At 60.4% G+C, this 22,169-nt stretch carries 21 protein-coding genes and 1 tRNA gene; 14 read left to right on the top strand and 8 right to left on the bottom strand.

The window, feature by feature from the left end; translation table 11 throughout:
• Positions 1-12 precede the first annotated feature (12 nt).
• From NW846_RS08790 to NW846_RS08775, 4 genes are all read right to left on the bottom strand, one after another.
• A tRNA-Cys gene (locus NW846_RS08790) sits at positions 13-84 on the bottom strand.
• Positions 85-356: 272 nt separating this feature from the next.
• A complete protein-coding gene (locus tag NW846_RS08785; RefSeq protein ID WP_414346654.1) occupies positions 357-1,616 on the bottom strand; it encodes a CO2 hydration protein in 1,260 nt (419 codons plus the stop codon).
• A 53-nt stretch (positions 1,617-1,669) separates the two neighbouring features.
• Positions 1,670-3,187 (bottom strand): NADH-quinone oxidoreductase subunit M, encoded by a 1,518-nt coding sequence (locus NW846_RS08780; protein WP_414346656.1) that lies wholly within the window; start codon positions 3,185-3,187, stop codon positions 1,670-1,672.
• A gap of 13 nt (positions 3,188-3,200) precedes the next feature.
• Positions 3,201-5,060: an NAD(P)H-quinone oxidoreductase subunit F gene (locus NW846_RS08775; RefSeq protein ID WP_414346658.1), complete on the bottom strand. Its 1,860-nt coding sequence runs from the start codon at positions 5,058-5,060 to the stop codon at positions 3,201-3,203.
• Positions 5,061-5,329: 269 nt separating this feature from the next.
• Here NW846_RS08775 and NW846_RS08770 point away from each other — a divergent pair, with 269 nt between their 5' ends.
• The gene (locus NW846_RS08770) at positions 5,330-5,470 is read left to right on the top strand and encodes a hypothetical protein (protein WP_414346660.1); all 141 of its coding nucleotides are present in this window, start codon (positions 5,330-5,332) and stop codon (positions 5,468-5,470) included.
• A 31-nt stretch (positions 5,471-5,501) separates the two neighbouring features.
• Here the strand turns inward: NW846_RS08770 and cobJ are convergent, their stop codons facing one another.
• On the bottom strand, positions 5,502-7,376 hold the full coding sequence (gene cobJ / locus NW846_RS08765; RefSeq protein ID WP_414515778.1) for a precorrin-3B C(17)-methyltransferase: 1,875 nt from the start codon (positions 7,374-7,376) through the stop codon (positions 5,502-5,504).
• 55 nt (positions 7,377-7,431) lie between these two features.
• On the opposite strand from cobJ, the gene NW846_RS08760 reads away from it, so the two are divergent.
• From NW846_RS08760 to NW846_RS08745, 4 genes are all read left to right on the top strand, one after another.
• The gene (locus tag NW846_RS08760; RefSeq protein ID WP_414348279.1) at positions 7,432-8,073 is read left to right on the top strand and encodes a hypothetical protein; all 642 of its coding nucleotides are present in this window, start codon (positions 7,432-7,434) and stop codon (positions 8,071-8,073) included.
• A 58-nt stretch (positions 8,074-8,131) separates the two neighbouring features.
• Positions 8,132-8,596, top strand: a complete 465-nt coding sequence (locus NW846_RS08755) for an FKBP-type peptidyl-prolyl cis-trans isomerase (protein ID WP_041438366.1) — start codon at positions 8,132-8,134, stop codon at positions 8,594-8,596.
• A 108-nt stretch (positions 8,597-8,704) separates the two neighbouring features.
• Positions 8,705-9,283 carry a 5-formyltetrahydrofolate cyclo-ligase gene (locus tag NW846_RS08750; RefSeq protein WP_240527650.1) on the top strand — a complete coding sequence of 193 codons (579 nt, stop codon included), beginning with the start codon at positions 8,705-8,707 and terminating at the stop codon, positions 9,281-9,283.
• Positions 9,284-9,308: 25 nt separating this feature from the next.
• On the top strand, positions 9,309-9,749 hold the full coding sequence (locus NW846_RS08745) for an FxLYD domain-containing protein (RefSeq protein WP_414348282.1): 441 nt from the start codon (positions 9,309-9,311) through the stop codon (positions 9,747-9,749).
• Here the strand turns inward: NW846_RS08745 and NW846_RS08740 are convergent.
• The gene (locus tag NW846_RS08740) at positions 9,746-11,020 is read right to left on the bottom strand and encodes an amidohydrolase family protein (protein ID WP_414348284.1); all 1,275 of its coding nucleotides are present in this window, start codon (positions 11,018-11,020) and stop codon (positions 9,746-9,748) included. The two genes, NW846_RS08745 and NW846_RS08740, sit on opposite strands and share 4 nt — an antisense overlap.
• 153 nt (positions 11,021-11,173) lie before the next feature.
• Between NW846_RS08740 and NW846_RS08735 the strand changes: the two genes are divergently transcribed.
• The 7 genes from NW846_RS08735 to NW846_RS08705 all read left to right on the top strand — a co-directional run bounded on the left by NW846_RS08735 (position 11,174) and on the right by NW846_RS08705 (position 17,530).
• The gene (locus NW846_RS08735; protein WP_414389483.1) at positions 11,174-12,202 is read left to right on the top strand and encodes a BMP family protein; all 1,029 of its coding nucleotides are present in this window, start codon (positions 11,174-11,176) and stop codon (positions 12,200-12,202) included.
• Between the two features lie 7 nt (positions 12,203-12,209).
• Positions 12,210-13,736, top strand: a complete 1,527-nt coding sequence (locus tag NW846_RS08730; RefSeq protein ID WP_414515775.1) for an ABC transporter ATP-binding protein — start codon at positions 12,210-12,212, stop codon at positions 13,734-13,736.
• Positions 13,726-14,775 carry an ABC transporter permease gene (locus tag NW846_RS08725; protein ID WP_011430424.1) on the top strand — a complete coding sequence of 350 codons (1,050 nt, stop codon included), beginning with the start codon at positions 13,726-13,728 and terminating at the stop codon, positions 14,773-14,775. The genes NW846_RS08730 and NW846_RS08725 overlap by 11 nt, the downstream gene beginning before the upstream one ends.
• Positions 14,776-14,781: 6 nt before the next feature.
• Positions 14,782-15,738, top strand: a complete 957-nt coding sequence (locus NW846_RS08720; protein ID WP_414515773.1) for an ABC transporter permease — start codon at positions 14,782-14,784, stop codon at positions 15,736-15,738.
• Positions 15,739-15,804: 66 nt separating this feature from the next.
• Positions 15,805-16,488 (top strand): dual OB domain-containing protein, encoded by a 684-nt coding sequence (locus tag NW846_RS08715; RefSeq protein WP_414515771.1) that lies wholly within the window; start codon positions 15,805-15,807, stop codon positions 16,486-16,488.
• A complete protein-coding gene (locus NW846_RS08710; RefSeq protein ID WP_414515769.1) occupies positions 16,485-17,102 on the top strand; it encodes a DUF488 family protein in 618 nt (205 codons plus the stop codon). Before NW846_RS08715 ends, NW846_RS08710 begins: the two co-directional genes overlap by 4 nt.
• Positions 17,099-17,530, top strand: a complete 432-nt coding sequence (locus tag NW846_RS08705) for a DUF488 family protein (protein ID WP_414383681.1) — start codon at positions 17,099-17,101, stop codon at positions 17,528-17,530. Before NW846_RS08710 ends, NW846_RS08705 begins: the two co-directional genes overlap by 4 nt.
• Before the next feature lie 126 nt (positions 17,531-17,656).
• Here the strand turns inward: NW846_RS08705 and NW846_RS08700 are convergent, their stop codons facing one another.
• Positions 17,657-17,791: a hypothetical protein gene (locus tag NW846_RS08700; RefSeq protein ID WP_414342083.1), complete on the bottom strand. Its 135-nt coding sequence runs from the start codon at positions 17,789-17,791 to the stop codon at positions 17,657-17,659.
• Between the two features lie 195 nt (positions 17,792-17,986).
• Here NW846_RS08700 and hflX point away from each other — a divergent pair, with 195 nt between their 5' ends.
• Positions 17,987-19,753 (top strand): GTPase HflX, encoded by a 1,767-nt coding sequence (hflX, locus tag NW846_RS08695; RefSeq protein WP_414515767.1) that lies wholly within the window; start codon positions 17,987-17,989, stop codon positions 19,751-19,753.
• A 114-nt stretch (positions 19,754-19,867) separates the two neighbouring features.
• Positions 19,868-21,598, top strand: a complete 1,731-nt coding sequence (locus NW846_RS08690; RefSeq protein WP_099812067.1) for a diflavin flavoprotein — start codon at positions 19,868-19,870, stop codon at positions 21,596-21,598.
• Between the two features lie 80 nt (positions 21,599-21,678).
• Here the strand turns inward: NW846_RS08690 and NW846_RS08685 are convergent, their stop codons facing one another.
• Positions 21,679-22,053 (bottom strand): hypothetical protein, encoded by a 375-nt coding sequence (locus NW846_RS08685; RefSeq protein ID WP_041438360.1) that lies wholly within the window; start codon positions 22,051-22,053, stop codon positions 21,679-21,681.
• Between the last annotated feature and the right edge of the window lie 116 nt (positions 22,054-22,169).

Genomic DNA, 22,169 nt, shown 5'->3' with positions numbered 1-22,169 from the left:
GTCAGGTTTGAGAGGTGGCGGCCAGATTCGAACTGGCGCATAGAGGTTTTGCAGACCTCTGCCTTACCACTTGGCTACGCCACCCTACTCCTCAATCGGACAAAACATTGTATCCGAAAATGGGATCCCGCTTCCACTTGCTGCAGCCAACGGCAACAGCGCTCGGGTTCGCTAGGCATCGACAATAGCTTGGTAGCCCCGTACTTGAGTGCGGGGCGAAAAAGCCCTTGAGCCACTTTAGTTGCTTCATAGTTAGTACAGAGCTTCTCCAGGAAAACAACCTACTGCGGTGCAAAACCCGCGCGGCAATAACTAACCTGGAGGAACTTAAGTCCGAAGTAAGCAGAACTTTGAGGTTATGCCTCAAAGGTCTGTCTAGGGGCGTCTTGACAGCGCCTTCGCGAGTCCATCTTGGGCTGCGTAAGAATCCGCTGGGTGGGAGTGTCAACTTCTTCTTGTACCCTCAGCAGGCGGGATCCCAGCAGCCGCTGCAGCCAGGGGGCGAGAAACTCGCGATTGGCCAACTGCTGCTGGGGATCCTGGGTTTCCAGAGGAAAGGGGGCAAGGGCCCGCAGGGCGGCGGTGGTAACACAGAACATGGCCTTTTGGAAGCTGAGGCAGATTTTCACCCGCAGGTCATCTTCCCCGCGCGGCTGGCGGCGGTAGTGCTCCCGCAAATAGCCAGGCAGGTGGCGCATCATATCCTGCATCAAGAGAGTAGGGGGGATCCCGGCGCTCCCCACCGGCAGCGGATCGGCATACAAAGCGCCGTAGGCGAAGTCCGCCTGCTCGGCCGGGATCTGGTGGGCCTGGGCATTGTAGGAGACGGTGCCCATGAAGGGAAAGGAGCGGAAAAACACAGCTTCCACGTAGGGCAGGGCCGTATCGGGCAGGAAGGTCAGCCCCGCCGACAGGGGGATGATCTCGTAGCGGCGGCCCCAGATGCAGGGGGCGTAGGTGATGGGCTTGTTGGCAGCTGCCACCAACCCCTGCTGAATGTGGGCTACTACGTCGGGAAGCGTGAGCTGCGGTTCGCTCTCGCGGCGCTTGGCCAAGGCCAGGAAGATATCGCTCATCACCCGCCAGAACTGGCCCAGGCCGCTGTACATGGCCAGCATGCGCACCTGTTCCAGCGCAAAGTCGGGGCAGAGGAAGTTGAGGCCCTGCAGAAGGGGGTTGAAGCGGAACTTGGCCCGGATGGCCACCTTGGCCCGCTCGACAAATTCGGGAGTATCCAGATAGCGATCGAGGCCTCCCCCTCCATGCCAGAGCATGGCTTTCATGCAGTATTCGGCAAACTCGTAGTTGATGCGGTCATGCCAGAGGTAGCGCAGCCATTTGCCCAGGGTGATTTCGCCGTTGAAGTACTTAAAAACTGGGAAGAGCTCCAAAAATTGGTGGTCGGCTATGAAGATCAAATTCTGGGAGTAGGCATCCAGCACCTGGCCGTAGCTGTGGAGGATGCCGATGACCTCCAGCCGGTTGCTGGAAGAATCCGGCACAAGGGCTCCCCCTGCTTCTAGGCGTTGGACGATGGGAGCCAGTCGCCGTTGCTCTAGAGGATCTAAGCCAGCCAGAAAGAAACAGGAAGGAGCGGGAACAAGGGTGGCCGTCATGGGAGAAGGAGGGGTTGAGACAACAACAAAAACTCAGTCGTATCACTAAATCGTCACAACGAAGAGAACCTAGGCTCGAAAGCAGTGGTCGGCCCGCCTGCTTCGGCAAGATTGAGGGCCGCCGGCTTGGCCAAATGGGCGGCGGTGGACTCCACCCAGTGGGTTGCCCAGGCAGGCTGGAGGCCAAGCACCACCACCAGCGAGGCCAAAACTACAGCAGGCAGGCGTTCTCCCGTGGCGCGTCGTTGCATGGCAATGGCCACTTCCGAGAGGCGCCCGAAAAAGACGCGGTTCACCATCAGCAAAAAGTAGGCCGCCGTCAATCCCGTCCCCACCATGCACAGCAACGTCTGCAGGGGGAAGACGGGGAAGCTGCCCCGAAAGAGGGTGAACTCGGCAATAAAGCCCACCAGGCCGGGCGTGCCGCCGCTGGCCATCACCCCCAACACCATCAAGCTGCCAACAAGTGGCAGGCCGCGTTCCGGGTTGAGCAATCCCCGCAGCCGCTTGAGATCCCGCGTGCCGGTGTTGGCGTAGACAGCACCCACCAGCAAAAACAGCAGCGAGGAAATCAGCCCATGGCTCACCATCTGGAAGACGGATCCCACCAAGGAGAGGGGGGTGGCCGCCGCCGTGCCCAGGAGAATGTAGCCCATGTGGGCAATGGAGCTGTAGGCCACCAGCTTTTTCATGTCTTGCTGCACCAAGGCGTTCAGGGATCCATACAGCACATTGGCCACCGCCCAACTGGCCAGCCACGGCCCGGCTTGCTCCCAGGCATCGGGCAAAAGCTGCAGGCCAAAGCGCACCAGGCCATAGGTGCCCAACTTGAGCAAGAGCCCCGCCAAGAGCACAGAAATGGGGGTGGAAGCCTCCACGTGGGCGTCCGGCAGCCAGGTGTGGAAGGGCACCAAGGGGATCTTGATGGCCAGCCCCAGCAGGATGGGAATGAGGATGAGAATCTGGGGCAGCAGCGGCAAGGGGTGGGCCTGCAAAACGGTGTAGGTAAAACTGTGGGCGTCGCTCAGCCAACTGAGGCCGAAAAAGCCAATCAGCAGAAGCACCCCCGAGAGGGCGGTGTAGACCAAAAACTTGGTGGCGGCATAGGTGCGCCGCGGCCCGCCCCAGATGGCAATCAGCAGATAAAGGGGAATTAGCTCGACTTCGTAGAACAAGAAAAACAGCAGCAAGTTCTGGGCCAGAAAAGCCCCCACAATGGCGGCTGCTAGCAGCAACACCAAGCTGTAGTAGAGGCGGGGCCGCTCCACCGGGCCGCTGGCCCAGAGGGCAATCAATACCAGCAAGCCGGTCATCACCACTAGCGGCAGGGAGATCCCGTCCACCCCCAGCTCGTAAACCAGGCCCAACTGCGGGATCCAGGCCATCTGTTCGGCCATCTGGATCCCTTGCGCTTGGGGATCAAACTGCAGCAGCAGCCCCAAGCTCAGCCCCAACCAAGCCAGGCCGAAGCCCAAGGCCAAACTTCGGTGCAGGCCCTTCCCCGCTTGCTCGGGGATCAGCCCCACCAGCAGGCCACCCAATAGGGGGATCCCGATTAGAAGGCTGAGCATGGTTCCTCCCGTCTCAATAGGCCAATCCCACCAGGGGCGAGCGCAGCAGCCAAGCGGTAACCACCACGACCCCGATGACAATGAGCAACACGTAGAGCTGCATCCGCCCCGACAGGGTGTACTTGAGGGCTTCGCCGCTAAACCAAAAAGCCAGGCTCACTCCGTTCACCAGGCCATCCACCCCGTTGCGATCCAGCCACTCCAGTCCGCGGGAAAGGGCGCCGACCGGCTGCACCACCAAAGCCTGGTAGAGCTGCCCGGTGTAGAAATCCTGCGCCAACAGATCCTGCAGCTCCGGCCAGGGTAGGCGCAGCCGCCGCCGGCCCCCCCAGTACAGCCAAGCACCAACACCGGCCCCCAGCAAACCCGAGGCCGCCAGCAGAGCCGCCATCTGCTGCAGCTCTGGGATCCAACTGGGATAAAGCCCCCAGCGCCAAAACAGCCAGGGCATGAGCAGGTTCTGCACCGTCAGAATGACCATGGGCAGGGCCATCGGCCAGCCCACCTCAGGGGCACGGCGCGTCTTGGGCTGCGGGGATCCCAAGAAGACCAGGCCAAACACCCGCGCCAGGTTCAAAGCCGTCAGCCCATTCATCAGCAGCAACACCCCCAACAGGGCCGGCTGCAGGGCGCTGTACACCAGCGCCAGGCGGATTAGGATCCAAAAGCACCCCAGGGGCAACAGGGCCACCATCCCCAGGGATCCCACAGCAAAGGCGGCCACCGTAGCCGGCATGCGGCCCCCTAGGCCCCCCAGCTCCGTCAGATCTTGGGTAGAAGTGGTGTAGATGAGGGATCCCACCCCCATAAACAGCAGCGCCTTAGCCAGGCCGTGCAGCAGCAGCAGCTCCAGCGCCAAATCCGGCTGCCCCGTCCCCACCGCCCCAAACACCAGGCCCAGGTAGGCGCTGGTGGAATAGGAGAAGGTGCGCTTGAGATCGATTTGCGCCAAGGCCACCAGGGATCCCCCTACGGCTGTGATGGTGCCGATGGCCACCAGCACCCCATCCGTGAAAGGGGAGAGGGCCAAGACTGGCTGCAGCTTGATGAGGACAAAAGCTCCAGCGGCCACCACTGCCGAGTTGCGCAGGATCGAAGCCGGGTTGGGCGCCTCCATGGCCTCATCCAGCCACAGGTGCAGCGGGAACTGGGCGCACTTGCCCAGCGGCCCGGCAATCAAAGCCAACCCCATCAAGGCCGCCCAAGTTGGATCCAAGCTGGCCGTAGCCGCCCAATCGCGCAGGCCGGAAAAGGTCAAGGAGCCGGAGAAATTGGAAACCGCCACCACCCCCATCAACAGCAGCAGGTCTCCCACCCGTTTGGTGAGAAAAGCATCCCGCGCCGCCGTGACCACCAGCGGCTGGGCGTACCAAAAGCCCACCAATAAGTAGGTGGAAAGCGTGAGCATCTCCAGCAGCGCGTAGCTGAGAAACAGCGAATCGCTGAGGGCGATCCCCGTCATCCCCCCCTCAAAAAAGCCCATCAGGGCGGCAAAGCGGCCCAACCCCCAATCCTTGTCCAGGTACCCCAGGGCGTAGATCTGGGCCAGCAAGCTCAAGCCGCTTACCCAGACCACCGCCCCCAGCGTCAGAGGCGAGACCTCCAAAGCCAGGGACAAGTCCAAATCGGCCACCCGAAACCAGAGGTAGTTCAGGAGCTGGGGATCCCGACCCCAAACTTGTCGCAACAGCCAAAAGCTATGAGCAAGGGCCGCAAAGGTCAGCAGGATATTGAGGTAGGCTGCCGGACGTGGGCCACTGCGCTTGATCCAGCCAGCGGCCCAAGGAAGAGCCAGCGCTGTCCCTACCCAGCCATAAAAGGGGAGACACCAGGCGCTCTCTGGCCCAATTGCCCAGTCTTCAAAACCCGCCATCTGCTGCTTGCAACAAGTAGTTAAGCATTTTTTAATGAACAGCTACAGTCCAATAATATAATATATTAGTATTAGGAGTTTTCCAGCGGCAGCGTCTCTCCCCACTTGGACACAGCTTCTGCCTCTGCCTAGGCAAGCAGGCGGCGCCCTTAGATTCTTTGAGCTCCCGGTTCTTTTGGACAGAAAATGGCGGCGCTCCGAATACCTTGCCCAGACCCCGGCTGGGGCTATCGCGGATTGGCGCCAGGGGGAGTGAGACCCCTCACCGATTGATTCTCCTCTTTAGGCTGGGCAGCCCTCCTGACCACAGCCAGGACTATCGCCTGCAAGCCGAGGTGTGGCACGAGGTGGAAGCTTGGGGATCCCCCTGGTGGCTGCAGTTGGATCCCCGCCATCTCAGGGTGTTTTGAATCGAAATCCAACGGCCATCAGGTGGGTTCATCACAAGCGGTAGCCGCGGAGAGTGATCAGCCGGCTGCCGTAGCGAAAGGTCTGCGAGCTGCCGATCAAGACCAGGGTAAACATGTCCACCTGCTCAGGATCCAACTCCCCTAGCGTGGTGAGGTGGATGGCCTCGCCGGGACGGTAGAGGTTGCGGGCCACCGCCACCGGGGTGTGGGTGGGGCGGGCCCAGCGAAAGATCTGCAGCGCCTTGAGGAAGGGATCCAACCGCTGCCGCGAGCGGGGGTTATACAGGGCCACCACAAAGTCGGCCTGGGCAGCCGCCTGCAGGCGTTGCTCGATGGCCGGCCAGGGGGTGAGGCGATCCGAGAGGGAAATAGCGCAAAAATCCTGCATGAGAGGGGCTCCTAGGCGAGCGGCAGCAGCTTGAAGGGCGGAGATCCCCGGCAGCACCTCCAGGGAGGGGCGGATCCCATCCCAGCCGCTGCGGGCCAAGTACTCCAGCACCAGGCCGGCCATGCCGTAGATCCCCGCATCCCCCGAAGAGATCACCGCCACCTGCAGCCCCTGCTGGGCCAGGGCGATGGCGCGCTGCGCCCGCTGCACCTCCTGGGTGATGGGAAAGGCTTCGCAAATCTGGCCGGGGTGCAGGAGGGGCGCCACCAAGTCCAGGTAAAGCTGGTAGCCAATCACCACCTCGGCTTGGGCCAGGGCCAGGCGGGCGGCCAAGGTCAATTGGGCGGGATCCCCAGGGCCGATGCCAATTAGCCACAGGTGCCCGGCGCGAGGGGAATACTCGCGGGCGGCGCGGGCAATGGCCAGGGTACAAGCTCCCTCGCTTTCTGAGGTGAAGATCTGCTTGGGGCAGACAAGGGTGGCTCTCCCCTGGGCTGGATTGTCCTCTCCCGACCAGCGCTGGGCCGCCAAAAGAGCAGCCGCCTCCGCCACCGAAGGGGTGCCCACCGCCTGCCGCACCGCCTCTGAAGGGTGGGGAACCGGGATCCCTGCCAGGGCCGCGGCGGAGAAAAACTGGATGGGCCAGCCATGGGCCTGGGCCAGCTCCAAGAGCCCCGCCTCATCCCGTTTCAGCTCCAGAGTGGCCAAGCCGGCAACGGCCTCGAGGGCCAGCCCCTGGTTTTGCAACAGGCGCCGCAGGGATCCCTCCAGCCAGGCGCGGCTGGTGCCCCGCTCGCAGCCCACCCCCACCCATAGCACCCGCGGATGCCAGTGAACGGTGGGGATCTGGTTCTTGTCCAAAGAAGTTGAATACTCGCTGATCCGGATCTGGGCCACCGCCTGGCTAGGAGCAGTGCTCAAGAGAGGGTGATCTGCCGGCCAAGCCCGCCGCCAGAGCTGCGTGCCGCAGGTTTGCTCTACGGCCACCGGCTCTCCCCGCGTCAGGGCAGCAGCTACCCCGTTCCAATCGCCACTGCCCCGCCGCCAGCCGTAGGGATGTCCCAACACATCCACAGGCGGGATCCCCAGCCCTTCGGAGGCAGAGGTGAGGATCGGCTCGGCTCCCAAAGCAGCCGCCACCTGCCGCGCCAGCGCATCGGCCCCGCCCACATGTCCCCCGCAGAGGCTAATGGCCCAGCGGCCTGATTCATCCACCACCACCACCGCCGGATCCCGGTATTTGTCCTGCAAGAGGGGGGCAATTAGCCGCACCACCGACCCAACTGGCAAGATGAAAAGACAGCCCTGCACCTGGGGCCAAGTTTGGGCCACCGCTGCCGCCAGGGATCTGGGCGCTGTGGGATGGCTGGGATCCCCATAGGCTTGCCAGGGCCAAGGCAGCGGCTCTCCCTGTGGATTGGCTTTGCTCCAGCAGATCCACTCCTCTGGCAGCAGCGACAGCAGAGCCTGGGCCAAGCGGCGACCGCGCGGGGTGGGGGCAAACAGGGCAAGCTTCATCAGCCTAGGGATCCTATACTGGACTACAGAGCCACCCGCAAATGGACAAGCGCCAATGCCAACCCCCCTTGGACTGATGCTGCCGCTGATCCCCCTGGAGGTTTTGCTCTCCACGAAGGGGCTGATGTTTTTGCTGCTATCGGCCTACGGCGGGGCCATGTGGACGTTTCTGAGCGGCGCACCGCGGGTTTACACCATCATCGTGCCCGATCTGGAGCAGGCGCGAGGGTTTTACGAAAAGGTCTTGAGGCTGCCGGAGGCGGAGCTGCCACTGCAGTACTACTACGGCTATGAGCAAAGCATGGTCGGCTCCAGCCTGGGATCTGCCTACTTCCCGGCGGATATTGGCCTCGGCTCCCGCCTTGATGCCAAAGCCCGCTTCACCTCGACACCTCTCGATACCGCTGGCCTCTGGTATCAGCTCTCCGACACCGTGCAACTGCACGTGATCCCCGGTACCACGGATCCCTACGGCAGTCTCTCCAGAACTCCCTTTGTACCTGCCTACGGGGCGGCAGCCGGTCGCAGCAGCGGCGTCCGCTATCGCCACACCACCTACGAACGGGAAGCCCTCAAAGCCCTCCTGAAGCGGATCAACAAGCAAGGGATCCGCAGCAGCGTCCGCTCCGAAAAGCCTTTTGTCTTCTGGGTGCGCGACCATCAAGGGCAGATCGTCGAATTTGCCGAAATAGGATGAGGGGATCCCCTAAGATTGTTGGGGAGGCAAAAAGTCGGCACCGGGGGGACGCCAACGGATGAAACAGATGCTGCTGCTGTTGCTGGGTTTGCTGTGGATTGGGGTGTGGGCTGGACAGCCGGCCATGGCTCTGTCGCGAGCCAAAGATCACCCAGCAGTTACTGTGCAATCTCAAGCCCAGCAATTTATCACCACCGAGTCGGGTCTGCAGTACTACGACCTTGTCGAAGGTACAGGGCCTTCACCTCAGCCGGGGCAAACGGTGGTGGTGAACTACGTGGGCAAGCTGCAGGATGGCACCGTCTTCGATAGCTCCTACAAGCGCAATCAACCTTTTACCTTCACCTACGGGGTAGGGCAGGTGATCCGTGGCTGGGAGGAAGGTCTGGCCACCATGCGGGTGGGTGGCAAGCGGTATTTGCGCATTCCGCCGGAGTTGGCCTATGGCAGCCGCGGCGCCGGCGGCGTGATCCCCCCCAACGCTACTCTCGATTTTGAAGTGGAGCTCCTGGCCATCCAGTAGGTTCTGGATATCCACCCCTAAGCTTGACTGGGGGTGGGGAAAGTCAAGGCAGGGAGATGGCATGGCGCTGCGGCAACTCCCTTCTACGCTACAAACCTGTCTCCGTCTGTGGGGCCCAATTTTCTCCCCAAAGCTCGCTTGCGCCGGCACTTCCGCCAAGTGCGGCAAGGGGTGGATCGCTCTCTGGTCGAGCAGAAGATAGTGGCTCATCTGGCCTCTCAGCCCCGGCTTTTGGCGGCCAAGACCATCCTGGCCTACGTGGCCTTCGGCTCCGAGGTGGACTTGGGATCCCTGTTCGCCCTTTTCCCTGAAAAGCGCTGGGGGATTCCTCGTTGCTTGCCGCAGCGGCAGTTGCGGTGGCACCGCTACCACCCAGCTGAGCTTGTTCCCAACCGCTGGGGGTTGCTGGAGCCCTCTCCCAGCAGCGAAGTCATCGATCCCGCCGAAGCCGAGTTAATCCTTGTGCCCGCCCTGGCCTGCGATCGCTGGGGGAGGCGCCTGGGCTATGGCGGCGGCTATTACGACCGCTTTTTGGCCTCGCTGCCGGATCCCGGCGTGCCCAAGTGGGGCATTGTCCCGCAGGCCTGCCTACTGGAGCAGCCTCTGCCTCAGGATCCCTGGGATCAGCGCTTGGACGGGATCCAGACCGAGGAGGGGTTTTACCGGGCGGGGGATCCCCTAGACTAGGGGAGATGGGCCTTGGAGAAAAAACATGAGCCAAGTTTGGAAGAAGGGGCTTCGCTCCCTCTGCTGGAGCCTGGGTTGTGCAGCTTTGGCGGCGCTCTTGCTGGGTTTTGGAGCCATCCCCCTGCAACTGAAGGATTTGCACCTCACCCCCTGCCCGGATACCCCCGAATACACCAACCTGGTTACCAGCAACGGCAACCCCATACCGGCCAGGTGCCTATTCATTGAAGGCACGGTGGTCAACCGCTCCAGAAATACTGTGCTGAATGCGGATGTCTTCGGTCGCCTTTACGATGCCAACGGCAATGAGGTTCTGCCGGAGCGCACCCGCCTGGGGGCAATTGCCGAAGTTCCTCCTGGGGAAAGCCCCTTCTCCATTCGCATCTCCGTGCCCGTGACCAGCCCGCTGCCTCTGACTATGGAGCAGTTCAAAGCCAGCGGCTTCAGCGGCACCGTGCGCCGTTAAAGCTGGCGGGTGAAGTCCACCTGGGCCGGGCGCCCCGGCAAATGGAGCTGGGCAACCACCGGCGGGGTTTGGGCGATCAGCCGTCCCCGACGGAAAACGTACAGGCAAGCCGGTTGCAGGCGAATGGCTTCGACAGCATCGGCAGCCTGGAGCACCACCAAGTCGGCATAGCAGCCGGGTTCTAGTCCGTAGCCTTCTAACCCCAGAATGCGGGCCGGGTTTTCCGTAACCGCCAAGAAACACTGCCGCATCTGCTCATAGCCTGTCAGTTGGGCAGCGTGGATCCCCATGTGGGCCACCTCCAGCATGTTGCCGCTGCCCAGGGGATACCAGGGATCCATCACGCAGTCCTGGCCAAAAGCTACGGTCAGCCCGGCGGCCATCAGCTCCGGCACCCGCGTCAGCCCCCGCCGCTTGGGATAGGTATCGTGGCGGCCCTGCAGCACCAGGTTCACCAGCGGGTTGGCGATCACCCCCAGCTCTGCTTCGGCCATCAGGGGAATGAGTTTGCTCACGTAGGCGTTGTCCATTGAGTGCATCGAGGTGAGGTGGGAGGCGGCCACCCGCCCCTGCAAGCCCAGCCGCTGCGTCTCGTAGGCCAGGGTCTCCACGTGGCGCGAAAGCGGATCGTCTGTCTCGTCGCAGTGCAGATCCACCCGCAGACCCCGCGCCGCCGCGATCTCGCACAAGGCCCGCACCGCAGCTGCCCCTTCGGCCATCGTCCGCTCAAAGTGGGGGATCCCGCCCACCACCTCCACCCCTAGATCCAAGGCCTTCTCCAAAAGCTGCACCGCCCCCGGCGAGCGGTAGTAGCCATCTTGGGGAAAGGCCACCAGTTGCAAATCCAGGTAGGGGGATACTTTTTGCTTGACCTCCAGCAAGGCCCGCACCGCCACCAGGTTGGGATCGCACACGTCCACATGGGCGCGGATGGCTAAGATCCCGCGCGCCACTGCCCAGTCGCAGTAGGTTAGAGCCCGCTCGATGACCGCCTCCGGAGTTAGCAGTGGCTTCAACTCTCCCCAGAGGGCGATCCCTTCCAGCAAGGTGCCCGATTGGTTGACGCGCGGGATCCCGTAGGTGAGGGTGGCATCCAGGTGAAAGTGGGCATCCACAAAGGGGGGCGACACCAAGCGGCCGCTCACATCGATCTCCTGGGGAGCAGTAGCCTGCAGATTTGCCTCCAGGGCAACGATGCGCTCCCCCTCGATGCCGATGTCGATTCCCTTACGGCCATCCGGCAAATTGGCCCGGCGCAAAATCAGATCCATATGTTGATGTTGTGGCTATTTCAACTTAGGTTGTTCATTACAAACAAGCTTCTTCCCGAAAAATCGTGTTTTACAATACACATTTCTGGGGATCCCCCTTTACAATAAACCGGTCAGTAACCCGATCTCGAACTAACCTCAACAGAAGCGACTATGGCACGTTTAGAACTCTCCCGGCGGGACTTCTGCCTGCGTTCTGGGGCTTTCGTGGCTGGCTTGATGGGGAGCCGCTGGTTGGTTCGCGATGCCGCGGTGGCTCAAGGAACCAAGCTGAAGGTGGCCGGGGTTTATACGGTTCCCATTGAGCAGCAGTGGGTGAGCCGGATCCATAAAGCGTTGATGGCTGCCCAGGAGCGGGGGGATATTGACTATACCTGGTCGGAGTCAGTTTCCAACACCGACTACCCACGGGTGCTGCGTCAGTATGCCGAGAGCGGCGTCCAACTGCTGGTGGGTGAGGTCTTCGGGGTGGAGCGGGAAGCGCGGGAAGTAGCCAAAGACTATCCCAAGGTCAGCTTTTTGATGGGATCCAGCCTCAAGCCGGATCCTGCCCTGAGCAATTTTGCCGTGTTTGACAACTACATCCACGAGCCTTCCTATTTGACGGGAATGGTGGCCGGGGGGCTGACCCGCTCCAAAATCATCGGCATGGTGGGGGGCTATCCCATTCCAGAAGTGAACCGCCTCATGAATGCTTTTATGGCAGGGGCGAGGGAACTGCAGCCGGAGGTGAAGTTTTTGGTCACCTTTATCGGCAGTTGGTTTGATCCCCCCAAAGCCAAAGAGGCGGCTTTTGCCCAAATTGATGCCGGCGCAGATATCCTCTATGCAGAGCGGTTTGGGGTATCTGATGCCGCTAAAGAGAGGGGCGTTTTGGCCATCGGCAATGTGATCGATACCCAGCCGGACTACCCGGAAACGGTGGTGGTCAGCGCCCTGTGGCACATGGAACCCACCATCGACAGAGCCATTGCCGCGGTGAAGGCCGGAGAATTTAAGGCAGAGGACTACGGGATCTACAGCATGATGAAATATGGGGGATCCAGCCTCTCCGACTGGGGAACCTTTGCCGACAAGGTTCCGGCTGAACTGAAAGCTAAGGTGATGCAGAGGCAGGCAGAGATTCTGGCAGGGTCTTTTGTTGTAGCCATCGATGATAGCGAACCCAAGTCCACCCTCTGAAGCGCCTTTGGCCTTGAAGGTGGTGGGCATTACTAAGCGCTTTGGTGCTCTGCTGGCCAACGACCAGATTGATCTCGAACTGCGGGCCGGGGAGATTCTGGCCATCTTGGGGGAAAATGGGGCGGGCAAAACGACGCTGATGAATATCCTGTTTGGGCACTACGTTCCCGATCAGGGTCAGGTGTGGGTGTTTGGTCGGCCCCTCAAGCTGGGATCCCCGGCGGCTGCCTTGGCGGCGGGGATAGGCATGGTGCATCAGCATGTGGTCTTGGCCGATAATCTGTCGGTGCTGGACAACATTCTGCTGGGCACTCAGCCCCTGTGGCACCTATGGTCTCGGCGGCGAGAGGGACGGCAGCGCATCCAAAAGCTGGCTGAGGAATTGGGGTTGGCCGTGGATCCCGATGCCCTGGTGGGATCCCTGACCTTAGGGGAGCGGCAGCGGGTGGAGATCCTCAAGGTGCTGTATCGAGGGGCGCGGATCCTGATTTTGGATGAGCCTACGGCGGTGTTGACCCCACCGGAAATTGAGCCGTTTTTTCACACCCTACGGCAGATGGCCGGTCGCGGGCTGGGGATCCTGCTGATTTCCCACAAGCTCCAGGAGGTGATGCGCATCAGTGACCGGGTGATGGTGCTGCGCTCAGGGCGGGTGGTGATGACGGGCAAGACGGCTGAGATCCATCCCACAGCTCTGGCGGAAGCGATGGTGGGGCAGCGGTTGGCGGCGGTGGTCAAAGCCCCTTTGTCTCCGGGGGAGACGGTCTTAGAGTTGCAGCAGGTCTCCTGTCGGTTGGGGCAGCAGCATCTGGAGCAGGTTTCTTTGACGGTGCGGCGTCACGAAATCGTGGGTATTGCTGGGGTGGCGGGCAATGGGCAGGCCGTTCTGGCAGATCTGGTCTGTGGGGTGATCCGGCCCCACCAAGGTCATCTCCATCTGCATGGCCGAGTCCTGCGGCTGATCTCTCCTGCTGAGATGGTGCGGCAAGGCATGGCCCGGATCCCAGAAGACCGCCACAAAACTGGGCTGATTGGTTCCCTTAGCCTATGGGAAAACTGGGTCATCGAGCGCTATCGGGATCCCGAATTCTCGCGGTGGGGGATCCTGCGTCACCGGCAAATCTATCAGCAGGCTCACACCTGGCTACAGACCTACGATGTGCGGGGGCTCCAGAGGGGGGATCCGCGGCAGGCGCTCCGGATGCCGGTGCAACTGCTGTCCGGCGGAAATATGCAAAAAGTGATCCTCTCGCGGGAGCTGTGTCGGGATCCCCAGGTGATTGTGGCTCACCAGCCAACGCGGGGACTGGATCTGGGGGCTGTGGCCTATGTGCATGCCCAACTTCTGGCAGCAGCCCGGGCTGGAGCCGGGATCCTGCTCATTTCCGAAGACCTGGATGAATTGCTGAGTTTAGCGGATCGAGTGGCGGTGCTCTATCGCGGTCGGCTTTCCTCGGCAGTCCCGACCCAAACCACAACGGTGACCGCCTTGGGGTTGCGCATGGCCGGGCAGGAGGTGGCCGATGCGTGTTGAACCTCGTTCCACTGTGCCCCTTTGGCTGATCCTGAGCGCGCCGATGGCAGCCATTGTCCTGGCTTTCCTCTCCTGTAGCCTGCTGATCCTGTGGACGGGATCCCCGGTTTTGGCAGCCTATGGAGCTTTGCTGCGGGGAGCGGTGGGATCCCCCTTTGCCCTAAGCGAGACCTTGACTCGGGCCGTTCCTCTGATCCTGACGGGATTGGCGGTGGCGGTGTGTTTTCGGGCCAAGTTGTGGAACATCGGTGCGGAAGGCCAGTTTTATGGTGGGGCTCTGGCTGCCAGCCTCTTGGGCACCGGTGGGCTTTCGCTGCCGCGCCCATGGTTGGTGTTGGTGCTGCTGCTGGCGGGCTGGATTGCTGGAGGGCTGTTGCTGTGGATCCCGGCCTGGCTCAAGACCCAGTTCCAGGTGGACGAAGTGGTGACCACCTTGCTGCTCAATTTTGTCATTCTTCTCGGGATTAGCTATCTCCTGGAAGGCCCCCTCAAAGATCCTCTGGCTCTGGGTTGGCCCCAAGGTCGTGCCCTTGTGGATGCCGCCCTACTGCCGCGGCTGATCCCCCGCAGTCGTCTCCACGCTGGTTTAATCATCGCCCTGCTCGCTGCCCTGGGGGTGTGGGCCATAGAGCGGTTCACCGTTTGGGGCCTAGAAATGCGAGCCGTAGGCGCCAACCCAGAAGCGGCCAGGTTCCTCGGCATCCCAGTCCGGAGAGTTATTTTATATACCTCATTGTTGGGAGGTGGGCTGGCAGGCTTGGCGGGAGCTTGTGAACTCCTCGGGCTCAAGGGCTATCTCACCTTGGATTTATCCCCTGGCTTTGGCTACACCGGCATCGTCGTTGCCCTGTTGGCCCAACTGCATCCCTTGGGAGTGGTGGGGGCCGCAGTTTTCATTGCCGGGGTTTATGTGGGAGCCGATACCATGGGGCGTAGCTTGGGCGTTCCCACCTATCTTGCCGATGTCATTGTTGCTGCTGCCCTGCTGTGGATGTTGGTCTGCATGGGATTGGCCCGTTATCGTCTGCGCTGGGACTGAGCACCCGTGTCTGCACTCCTGAGTCTAATCAGCTTAATCAGCACCACCAGCTTCTGGGTGGCCACCCTGCGCATTGCCACTCCCTTGCTCTTTGGCACTTTGGGCGAAGTCCTCTGTGAGCGGGCCGGCGTTCTCAATCTGGGCATCGAAGGGATCATGACCCTGGGGGCCATGACCGGTTGGCTGGTGGTCTATCAGGGATCCGGATTGTGGTGGGGCGTAGCCTTTGCTGCCGTCCTCGGTGCAGGTGTGGGCTTGATTCACAGCCTGTTGACGGTCCGCCTTGGAGTTTCCCAGCACGTCACCGGCATTGGCATTACCCTCTTGACCATCAATGCTGCTTATTTTGTTTATCGCATGGCCCTGCCCCAGGTCACCTCTCCCCCCAAAATCGTCCCCTTCAGTCCTTGGCCGATCCCCGGTCTCTCCAGCCTGCCCTTTCTGGGAGAAACCCTGTTTACCCAGCCGCCCCTCACCTACCTCAGCCTTGTTTTGGTGCCCCTCATGGCCTACATCCTCTATCGAACTCCCCTGGGCCTGGCCGTGCGCATGGTTGGAGAAAATCCCCAGGCTGCCGCTTCCCAGGGGATCCCGGTCTATGCTGTTCGCACCGGAGCCGTGATGGTGGGCAGTGCTTTGATGGCCGTGGCCGGTGCTTTTTTAACCCTCTCTGCGTTCGATGCGTTTTTCTTCAATATCGTCAATGGGCGGGGGTGGATTTGCATTGCCCTGGTGGTTTTTGCCGCTTGGGATCCCTGGCGAGCCTTAGGAGGAGCGTTGCTGTTTGCCGGGTTTGATGCTTTGCAATTGCGCCTTCAGCAGCTTTGGGGTAGCCGGATCCCCTATCAGTTTTTCTTAATGTTGCCCTATCTGCTCAGTATTGTGGCGTTGATCTTGGTCTCTCGCCATGCCAGGGCGCCCCGCGCTCTTTTGATCCCCTTTCGCCCTGAAGAACGGATTTGACTACTGGACTTTCAAGAAGCCGAAAATTACTCCCATTGAGCCTTTGCCCTTGCCCCAGAAGCCTGTATGTCTTACGTCAAGACGATTGTCTGTTTCGCCAACTCCAGAAAAATGGCCGGTCGCTGTATTGCCGGCAAGGAATGGCAGAACGGAGAGCCAGGAGAATGGGTGCGTCCTGTCAGCAGCCGCCCGTCACATGAGGTCTCTGAACATGAGAGGTACTACGAGAGCGGTGGCGACCCAGAACTTCTTGATATTCTCTGTGTCTCTTGTGATACACCTCAGCCACTACCTCACCAGAGGGAGAACCACGTTATCAATCCAAAGCACCGCTGGAAAAAAGTTGGCCACCTGCCTTGGGAGGATATCAACAGTTGGCTAGACAACCCTGAGAATCTCTGGGGCACTGGCGAGAGCAGCTATGCTGGGTGGAACAACCGGTTAAGTGTCGGGCGAGAAAGCGGAGTTTCTCTTTACCTTGTACCGGTCGAGCATTTGCGTCTGTTGGTTGGTTACAAGGCACCAGGATACCCGAATTCTAAGCGTAGAGTACGCGGCGAGTTTGTATACAAGGAAGTAAAATACTGCATGGATGTTACCGATCCTGTGATTGAACGGGATTTCCTAATGGGCGAAGACGGTCAATATGACATCCCCGATCCGGTGCTGTGTGTTAGCCTTAGCGATCCCTACTTGGGCTATTACTACAAGCTGATAGCGGCTGTTCTCTACTCAGGTCGACTCATATGAAATCAGAGATCTACACGATTGGTCACTCAAACCACGAGATTGATTTTTTCATAGACTTACTGCGCCAGTACAACATCACCGGTATTGGCGACGTTCGCTCACGTCCATATAGCCGTTACGTCCCTCAATATTCACAAGAAAAGTTGAAAAGTGCTTTAGCGGCAGCAGGTATTGCTTACGTCTTTCTGGGCAAAGAATTGGGAGGACGTAGCGAAAATCTGAGCTGCTATGATCAGGGTAGGATTCAGTATGAACGACTGGCAAATGAGCCAGCCTTCCTCGAAGGGATCGACCGTCTGATCCAAGGTTCTAGTCGGTATCGGATCGCACTGATGTGTGCTGAGAAAGACCCTATTGAATGTCATAGATCGTTGCTGGTGGCGCGTAAACTTTTTCAAAGTGGGATTCCGGTCAACCACATCTTGGCCAATGGCTCTTTGGAGACTCATGAGGCTCTAGAATCTCGTCTTCTTGCCCTTTGCAAACTTCCAGAGGGCGACTTGTTTAGAAGTCGGGAAGAGTGTATAGCCGAAGCCTATCTCATTCAAGGCAGGCGTGTCGCCTATCGAGATGAGAAAATGTCAAAAAGTGATGAGCGGAGCGCGAGGCCATGAAGATATTTACAATAGGGTTTACGAAGAAAAGTGCAGAACAGTTCTTTAATCGTTTAAAACAGCCTGGTCTAGTTCGAGTTGTTGATGCTCGACTTAACAATACCTCACAACTGGCAGGATTCACGAAAAAGAATGACCTAGAGTTCTTCCTTCACGAGATCTGTAAGCTTGGATACATTCATTTGCCAGAATTGGCACCGACCCAAGAAATTCTTGATGCTTATAAAGCTAGTGGTGACTGGTCTAATTATGAGAGACAGTTTTTGTCGTTGATGGCCGAGCGTCGCATTGAAGATCAAGTGGATAAAAGTATTCTCGATGGAGGGTGTCTGCTTTGTAGTGAAGCTACTCCTGAGCACTGTCATCGTAGGCTGGTTGCTGAATATTTGCGCAGAAAATGGGGTGATGTTGAAATCGTGCATCTATGATAACTAAGAGCTGGCACTACGGATTTTTCCGATTTATGCAGCTATTCCAAGTTGCAGCAGGATTCCGGCAACACGGAGCGAAAGGGATGCCCAACTGATTTGGAAACTCTCTCACCGACAGCAAGCTCAATACAGGGATCCCCGCTTGGGCAGATCCAACACATTGACATCTTTGGGGTTGACCTTGAGCAGATGATGGGCGAGCAGGAAGCCTGTGATCGTCTGGGTTTGGCTGCCCCATGCGTACCTCGGTTGGGTCATGGAAGTATTCCGCCTACTTTTGTTCGGGAATGACCTTGGTTTGAATGTTGCACCCGTTGCTGATGACATCGCCGTACTGTTGCCCCCGCAACACTGGGCCAGTGTTTGCCGCCGTTGCTTTTGGATCCCAAGTTCCTGCTGTCAGCTAGCGTGTATGGTAGATGAAAGCTTGTTTTTGGGTCTTTCCCCGTCCCTATGCCCAGGGCTAGCACCTCTCGCCATCAGACCGACCCCCGCTTCAGCTCTGCTATCGCTCCACGACGCTTTCCCGAACAGGCCAAAGGGTTAAAGCCCCACCAACAAAAGCAACTGCAACGGCTTTACCAACTGCGCCTACCCCCCAACCGCCTGGTGACGGTGGAGTTTGCCCAACGGCTGGGATCCCTGACCCAAGAGTTGGAAGGCCGGCCCATCAGCGTTTACCTCAACCGGCGCGGCCAGGTGATCCGCGTAGGGGTGGGATCCCCTTTTGAAACCCAGATTCCCGCTTGGGAATTGCCCCGCCAGGGGGCCGAGCGCCTGTCCGGGATCCGCTGCATCACCACCCAAACGGGGGAAGGGGGTCCCGGTCGAAAAGCGCTGACGGCCATGGCCCTGCAGCGTCTAGACGCCCTCATCACCCTGTCGGTGTCCCCCTCAGGAGGACGGCTGCGCCGCGGGGGAGGAGCCACGGGCTTTGTCCACTGGGCCTACCTAGCCCATCTGGTGCCGGAGGGAGAGAGCCGCTGGCGGGTCTCTGAGCCTCTGCCTTTGGGGATCCTGGCAGAACAGGATCTGCAGGAGCTGGTGGCGGAGCTGGAGGATGGGTTTCGGCGCCAGTTGACCGCCCGCCAGGTGGATCTGGATCAGGATCGGGCCATCCTGGTGGGGCTGCAGGAGTCCGGGCAGAGCTACGAGGATCTCATGGATGGGTTGGCGGAGCTGAGCCGCCTGGTGGAGAGTGCCGGCGGACAGGTGCTGCAAGCCCTCTGGCAGAGGCGGGAGGGCCCCAATTCGGCCACGGTAATCGGATCCGGTAAGGTGCAAGAGCTGGCTCTGCTGGTCCAGGATCTGGGCGCTAACTTGGTGGTGTTCGACCGGGAACTTACCCCCAGCCAGGTGCGCACCCTGGAAGAGGCGGTGGGGGTGCGGGTGGTGGATCGCAGCGAGGTGATCCTGGATATTTTTGCCCAGCGGGCCAGAACCCGAGCCGGGAAGCTGCAGGTGGAGCTGGCGCAACTGCAGTATTTGCTGCCTCGCCTGGCCGGTCGCGGTCGCACCATGTCGCGGCTGGGGGGTGGGATCGGTACTCGGGGCCCGGGGGAGACCCAACTGGAAATGGAGCGGCGGGCCATCCAGCGGCGCATCAGCAAGCTGCGGCAAGAGGTGGAAGAGCTGCGCCGCCACCGCCAGCGGCTGCGCCAACGGCGCGAGGCATCCCAAATTCCCGTGGTGGCCCTGGTGGGCTACACCAACGCCGGCAAATCCACCCTCCTCAATGCCCTCACCCATGCCCAGGTCTACGTGGCCGACCAACTCTTTGCCACCTTGGATCCCACTACGCGGCGGCTGGAGCTGCCCGGCCAGCAGGCAGTGCTGTTGACCGACACGGTGGGATTCTTAACCGAGCTGCCTGAGCAATTGGTAGAGGCCTTCCAGGCCACGCTGGAGGAGGTGACGGAGGCGGATGCCCTGCTGCACGTGGTGGATCTCTCCCACCCCAACTGGGAAGGGCACATCGAGGCGGTGGAAAAATTGCTGGACGAGATGCCCCTGGCCACCGGCCCGCGACAACTGGTGTTTAACAAAATTGACCGCCTCGATCCCGAATGGGTCGAGGACGTGCGCCTGCTCTACCCCAAGGCCCTGTTTGTGTCCGCCGCCAACGGCCAAAACTTGGATCAACTGCGCCACACCCTGGCCCAGTTTGCCGCAGCTTTTGCTCCCAGACCCTGCGGGGGTCGGCAGTTTGGGGATCCCTGAAGCATTTCATCAGAAAATCAAAACTTGGCGGCTCCTCAACATTTAGTTACATCACGGTTACGATGAGTGCAGAGGGCAGTTAGGTAAAGTTGCCATTTGGCAGAGGGGGAAAACATGGCCGTTACGGCAGTTGCACCGCGTTCAGGCCATCTTACGCTGCAGACGCTGCTCATTGGAGCCGATACCCTTGCCATCCGCTCCCAGGACTGGGATCGGGATCGGTTTGATATCGAGTTCGCCCTGGAAAACGGCACCACCTACAACTCCTTTTTAATTCGCGGGGAGAAGGTGGCCCTCATCGACACCTCCCACGAGAAGTTTCGCCAGTTGTACCTGGATCTGCTGCGAGGCCTCCTGGATCCCGCCACCCTCGACTACCTGGTGGTCAGCCACACCGAGCCGGATCACAGCGGCCTAGTCGGGGATCTGCTGGAGCTGGCGCCCCAAATGACGGTAGTGGCCTCCAAAGTGGCCGTGCAATTTTTGGAAAACCTGGTGCATCGCCCCTTCCGGCACCTGGTGGTCAAGCAGGGGGATCGCCTGGATCTGGGCAAGGGACATGTTCTGGAGTTCATCTCTGCTCCCAACCTGCACTGGCCCGACACCATCCTCACCTACGACCACGGCACGCAGATCCTCTACACCTGCGACGTCTTTGGGATGCACTACTGCGATGACTTTGCCTGGGACGAGCATCCCCACCTGCTACAGGCCGACTTCAAGCTCTACTACGACTGCCTCATGGGGCCCAACGCCCGCTCGGTACTCTCGGCCCTGAAGCGCATGGAGTCCCTGCCCCCCATCGCCGCCATTGCTACCGGCCACGGCCCCCTGCTGCGCCACCACCTGTCTGATTGGGTGGAGCACTACCGCACTTGGAGCCTGGAGCAGGCCAAAGCCGAACGAATGGTGGCGGTGTTCTACCTATCGGGCTATGGCCAGGCGGAAGCATTGGCCCAAGCCATTGCCCGCGGCATCCAAAAAACCGGCGTTGCCGTAGAGCTGGCGGATCTGCGGCTGCTGGATGCCCACGAGGTGCGCGAGCTGATGAGCTTGGCCGCTGGTGTGGTGATAGGCATGCCGCCCCAAGCGGGGCCTGATGCGGCCTCCACCCAGGTGCTGCTGAAAACCCTCCTGGCTGCTGCCCACAGCAAACAAGGCTTTGGCCTGTTCGAGTCGGGGGGAGCAGATGACGAGTCGGTCTACCTCTGCCGCAACACGCTGCAGGAGATGGGCGCCAAAGAAGTGTTCCCTCCTATTCTCCTCAAGCAACCCCTAGACGAAACCCTGCTGCAATTGGCGGAGGAAGCCGGCACCGACCTGGGGCAGTGGCTAACGCGGGATCGCACCATTCAGCAGATGAAAGCCCTGGATGCCGACTTGGATCGCGCCCTAGGCCGCATCAGCAATGGCCTTTACATCCTCACCGCCCGCAAAGGGCAGGCCACCAGCGCCATGCTCGCCTCCTGGGTGGCCCAGGCCAGCAGCGATCCGCCGGGGATCAGCGTTGCCGTGGCCAAAGACCGGGCCATCGAGTCCTTCCTGCAGGTGGGCGATACCTTTGTCCTCAACGTGTTGCAGGAAGGCCATCACCAGTCCCTAATGCGCCACTTCCTGAAGCGCTTCCCGCCGGGAGCCGACCGCTTTGCCGGCATCAAGACCTACCCCGCCGCCAACGGATCCCCCATCTTGGCCGATGCCTTGGCCTACCTGGAGTGCCGCGTGGCCAGCCGCCTAGAAACCAGCGACCACTGGGTGGTCTACAGCACCCTAGAAGCCGGGCGGGTCTCCAACCTGGAGGGCCTCACCGCCGTCCACCACCGCAAGGTGGGGAATCATTACTGATCCCTCACCCCCAGGGAGAGGAGAGGTTCAGCAGGGCTTGAAATAGCCGTCCTGCTAACGCGAAAACCTCCCCGCCTATTTCAATAGGACAGTTGGTAGACCAGCCCGTTGACATGGAGGAAAAAAGGGCTACCCTCTCCCAGAGGGATCCCGGCTGGCCGCAGTGGAAAAGGCAGCCCCTCTGGGCTCTGTTCCGCTTTCTGAGCGAGGCGGTAGAAGACCTCCCCAAACCCAGAAGAGGGAATCTCCGCGGCAGCATGCTGCTGTTGCCAGCGCTGGTAGGGGCTGAGTCGAGCTTCCCTCTGGTCGATGTTCGACGGCACAGGGAGAGAGGGCGATATAGCCGGCTGTCCGGCGGGCAAAAGAGCCGCTACCTCCGCTTGGGCCCATCCTCCCCTGGCCAAGGCCATAGCCAAAAGCCAGCCGCTTCCCCAAACCCAAATGAACTGCTGCATGACCGGATCCCTCGCTCTGCCTCGACTAGCCGCTTCTCGGGCTTTTTTGTCCGGCACTGAGAAGATACAGCCTTTTAATTTAAAATAGGGTACAGGTATTCAAGAGGAAGGAGAGA

This window comes from Synechococcus sp. W60.3, assembly GCF_047502615.1.
In the GTDB taxonomy this organism is placed as follows: domain Bacteria; phylum Cyanobacteriota; class Cyanobacteriia; order Thermostichales; family Thermostichaceae; genus Thermostichus.
Note: the sequence above shows the minus strand (reverse complement) of the source record. Positions and strands in the feature narration are given on the sequence as shown.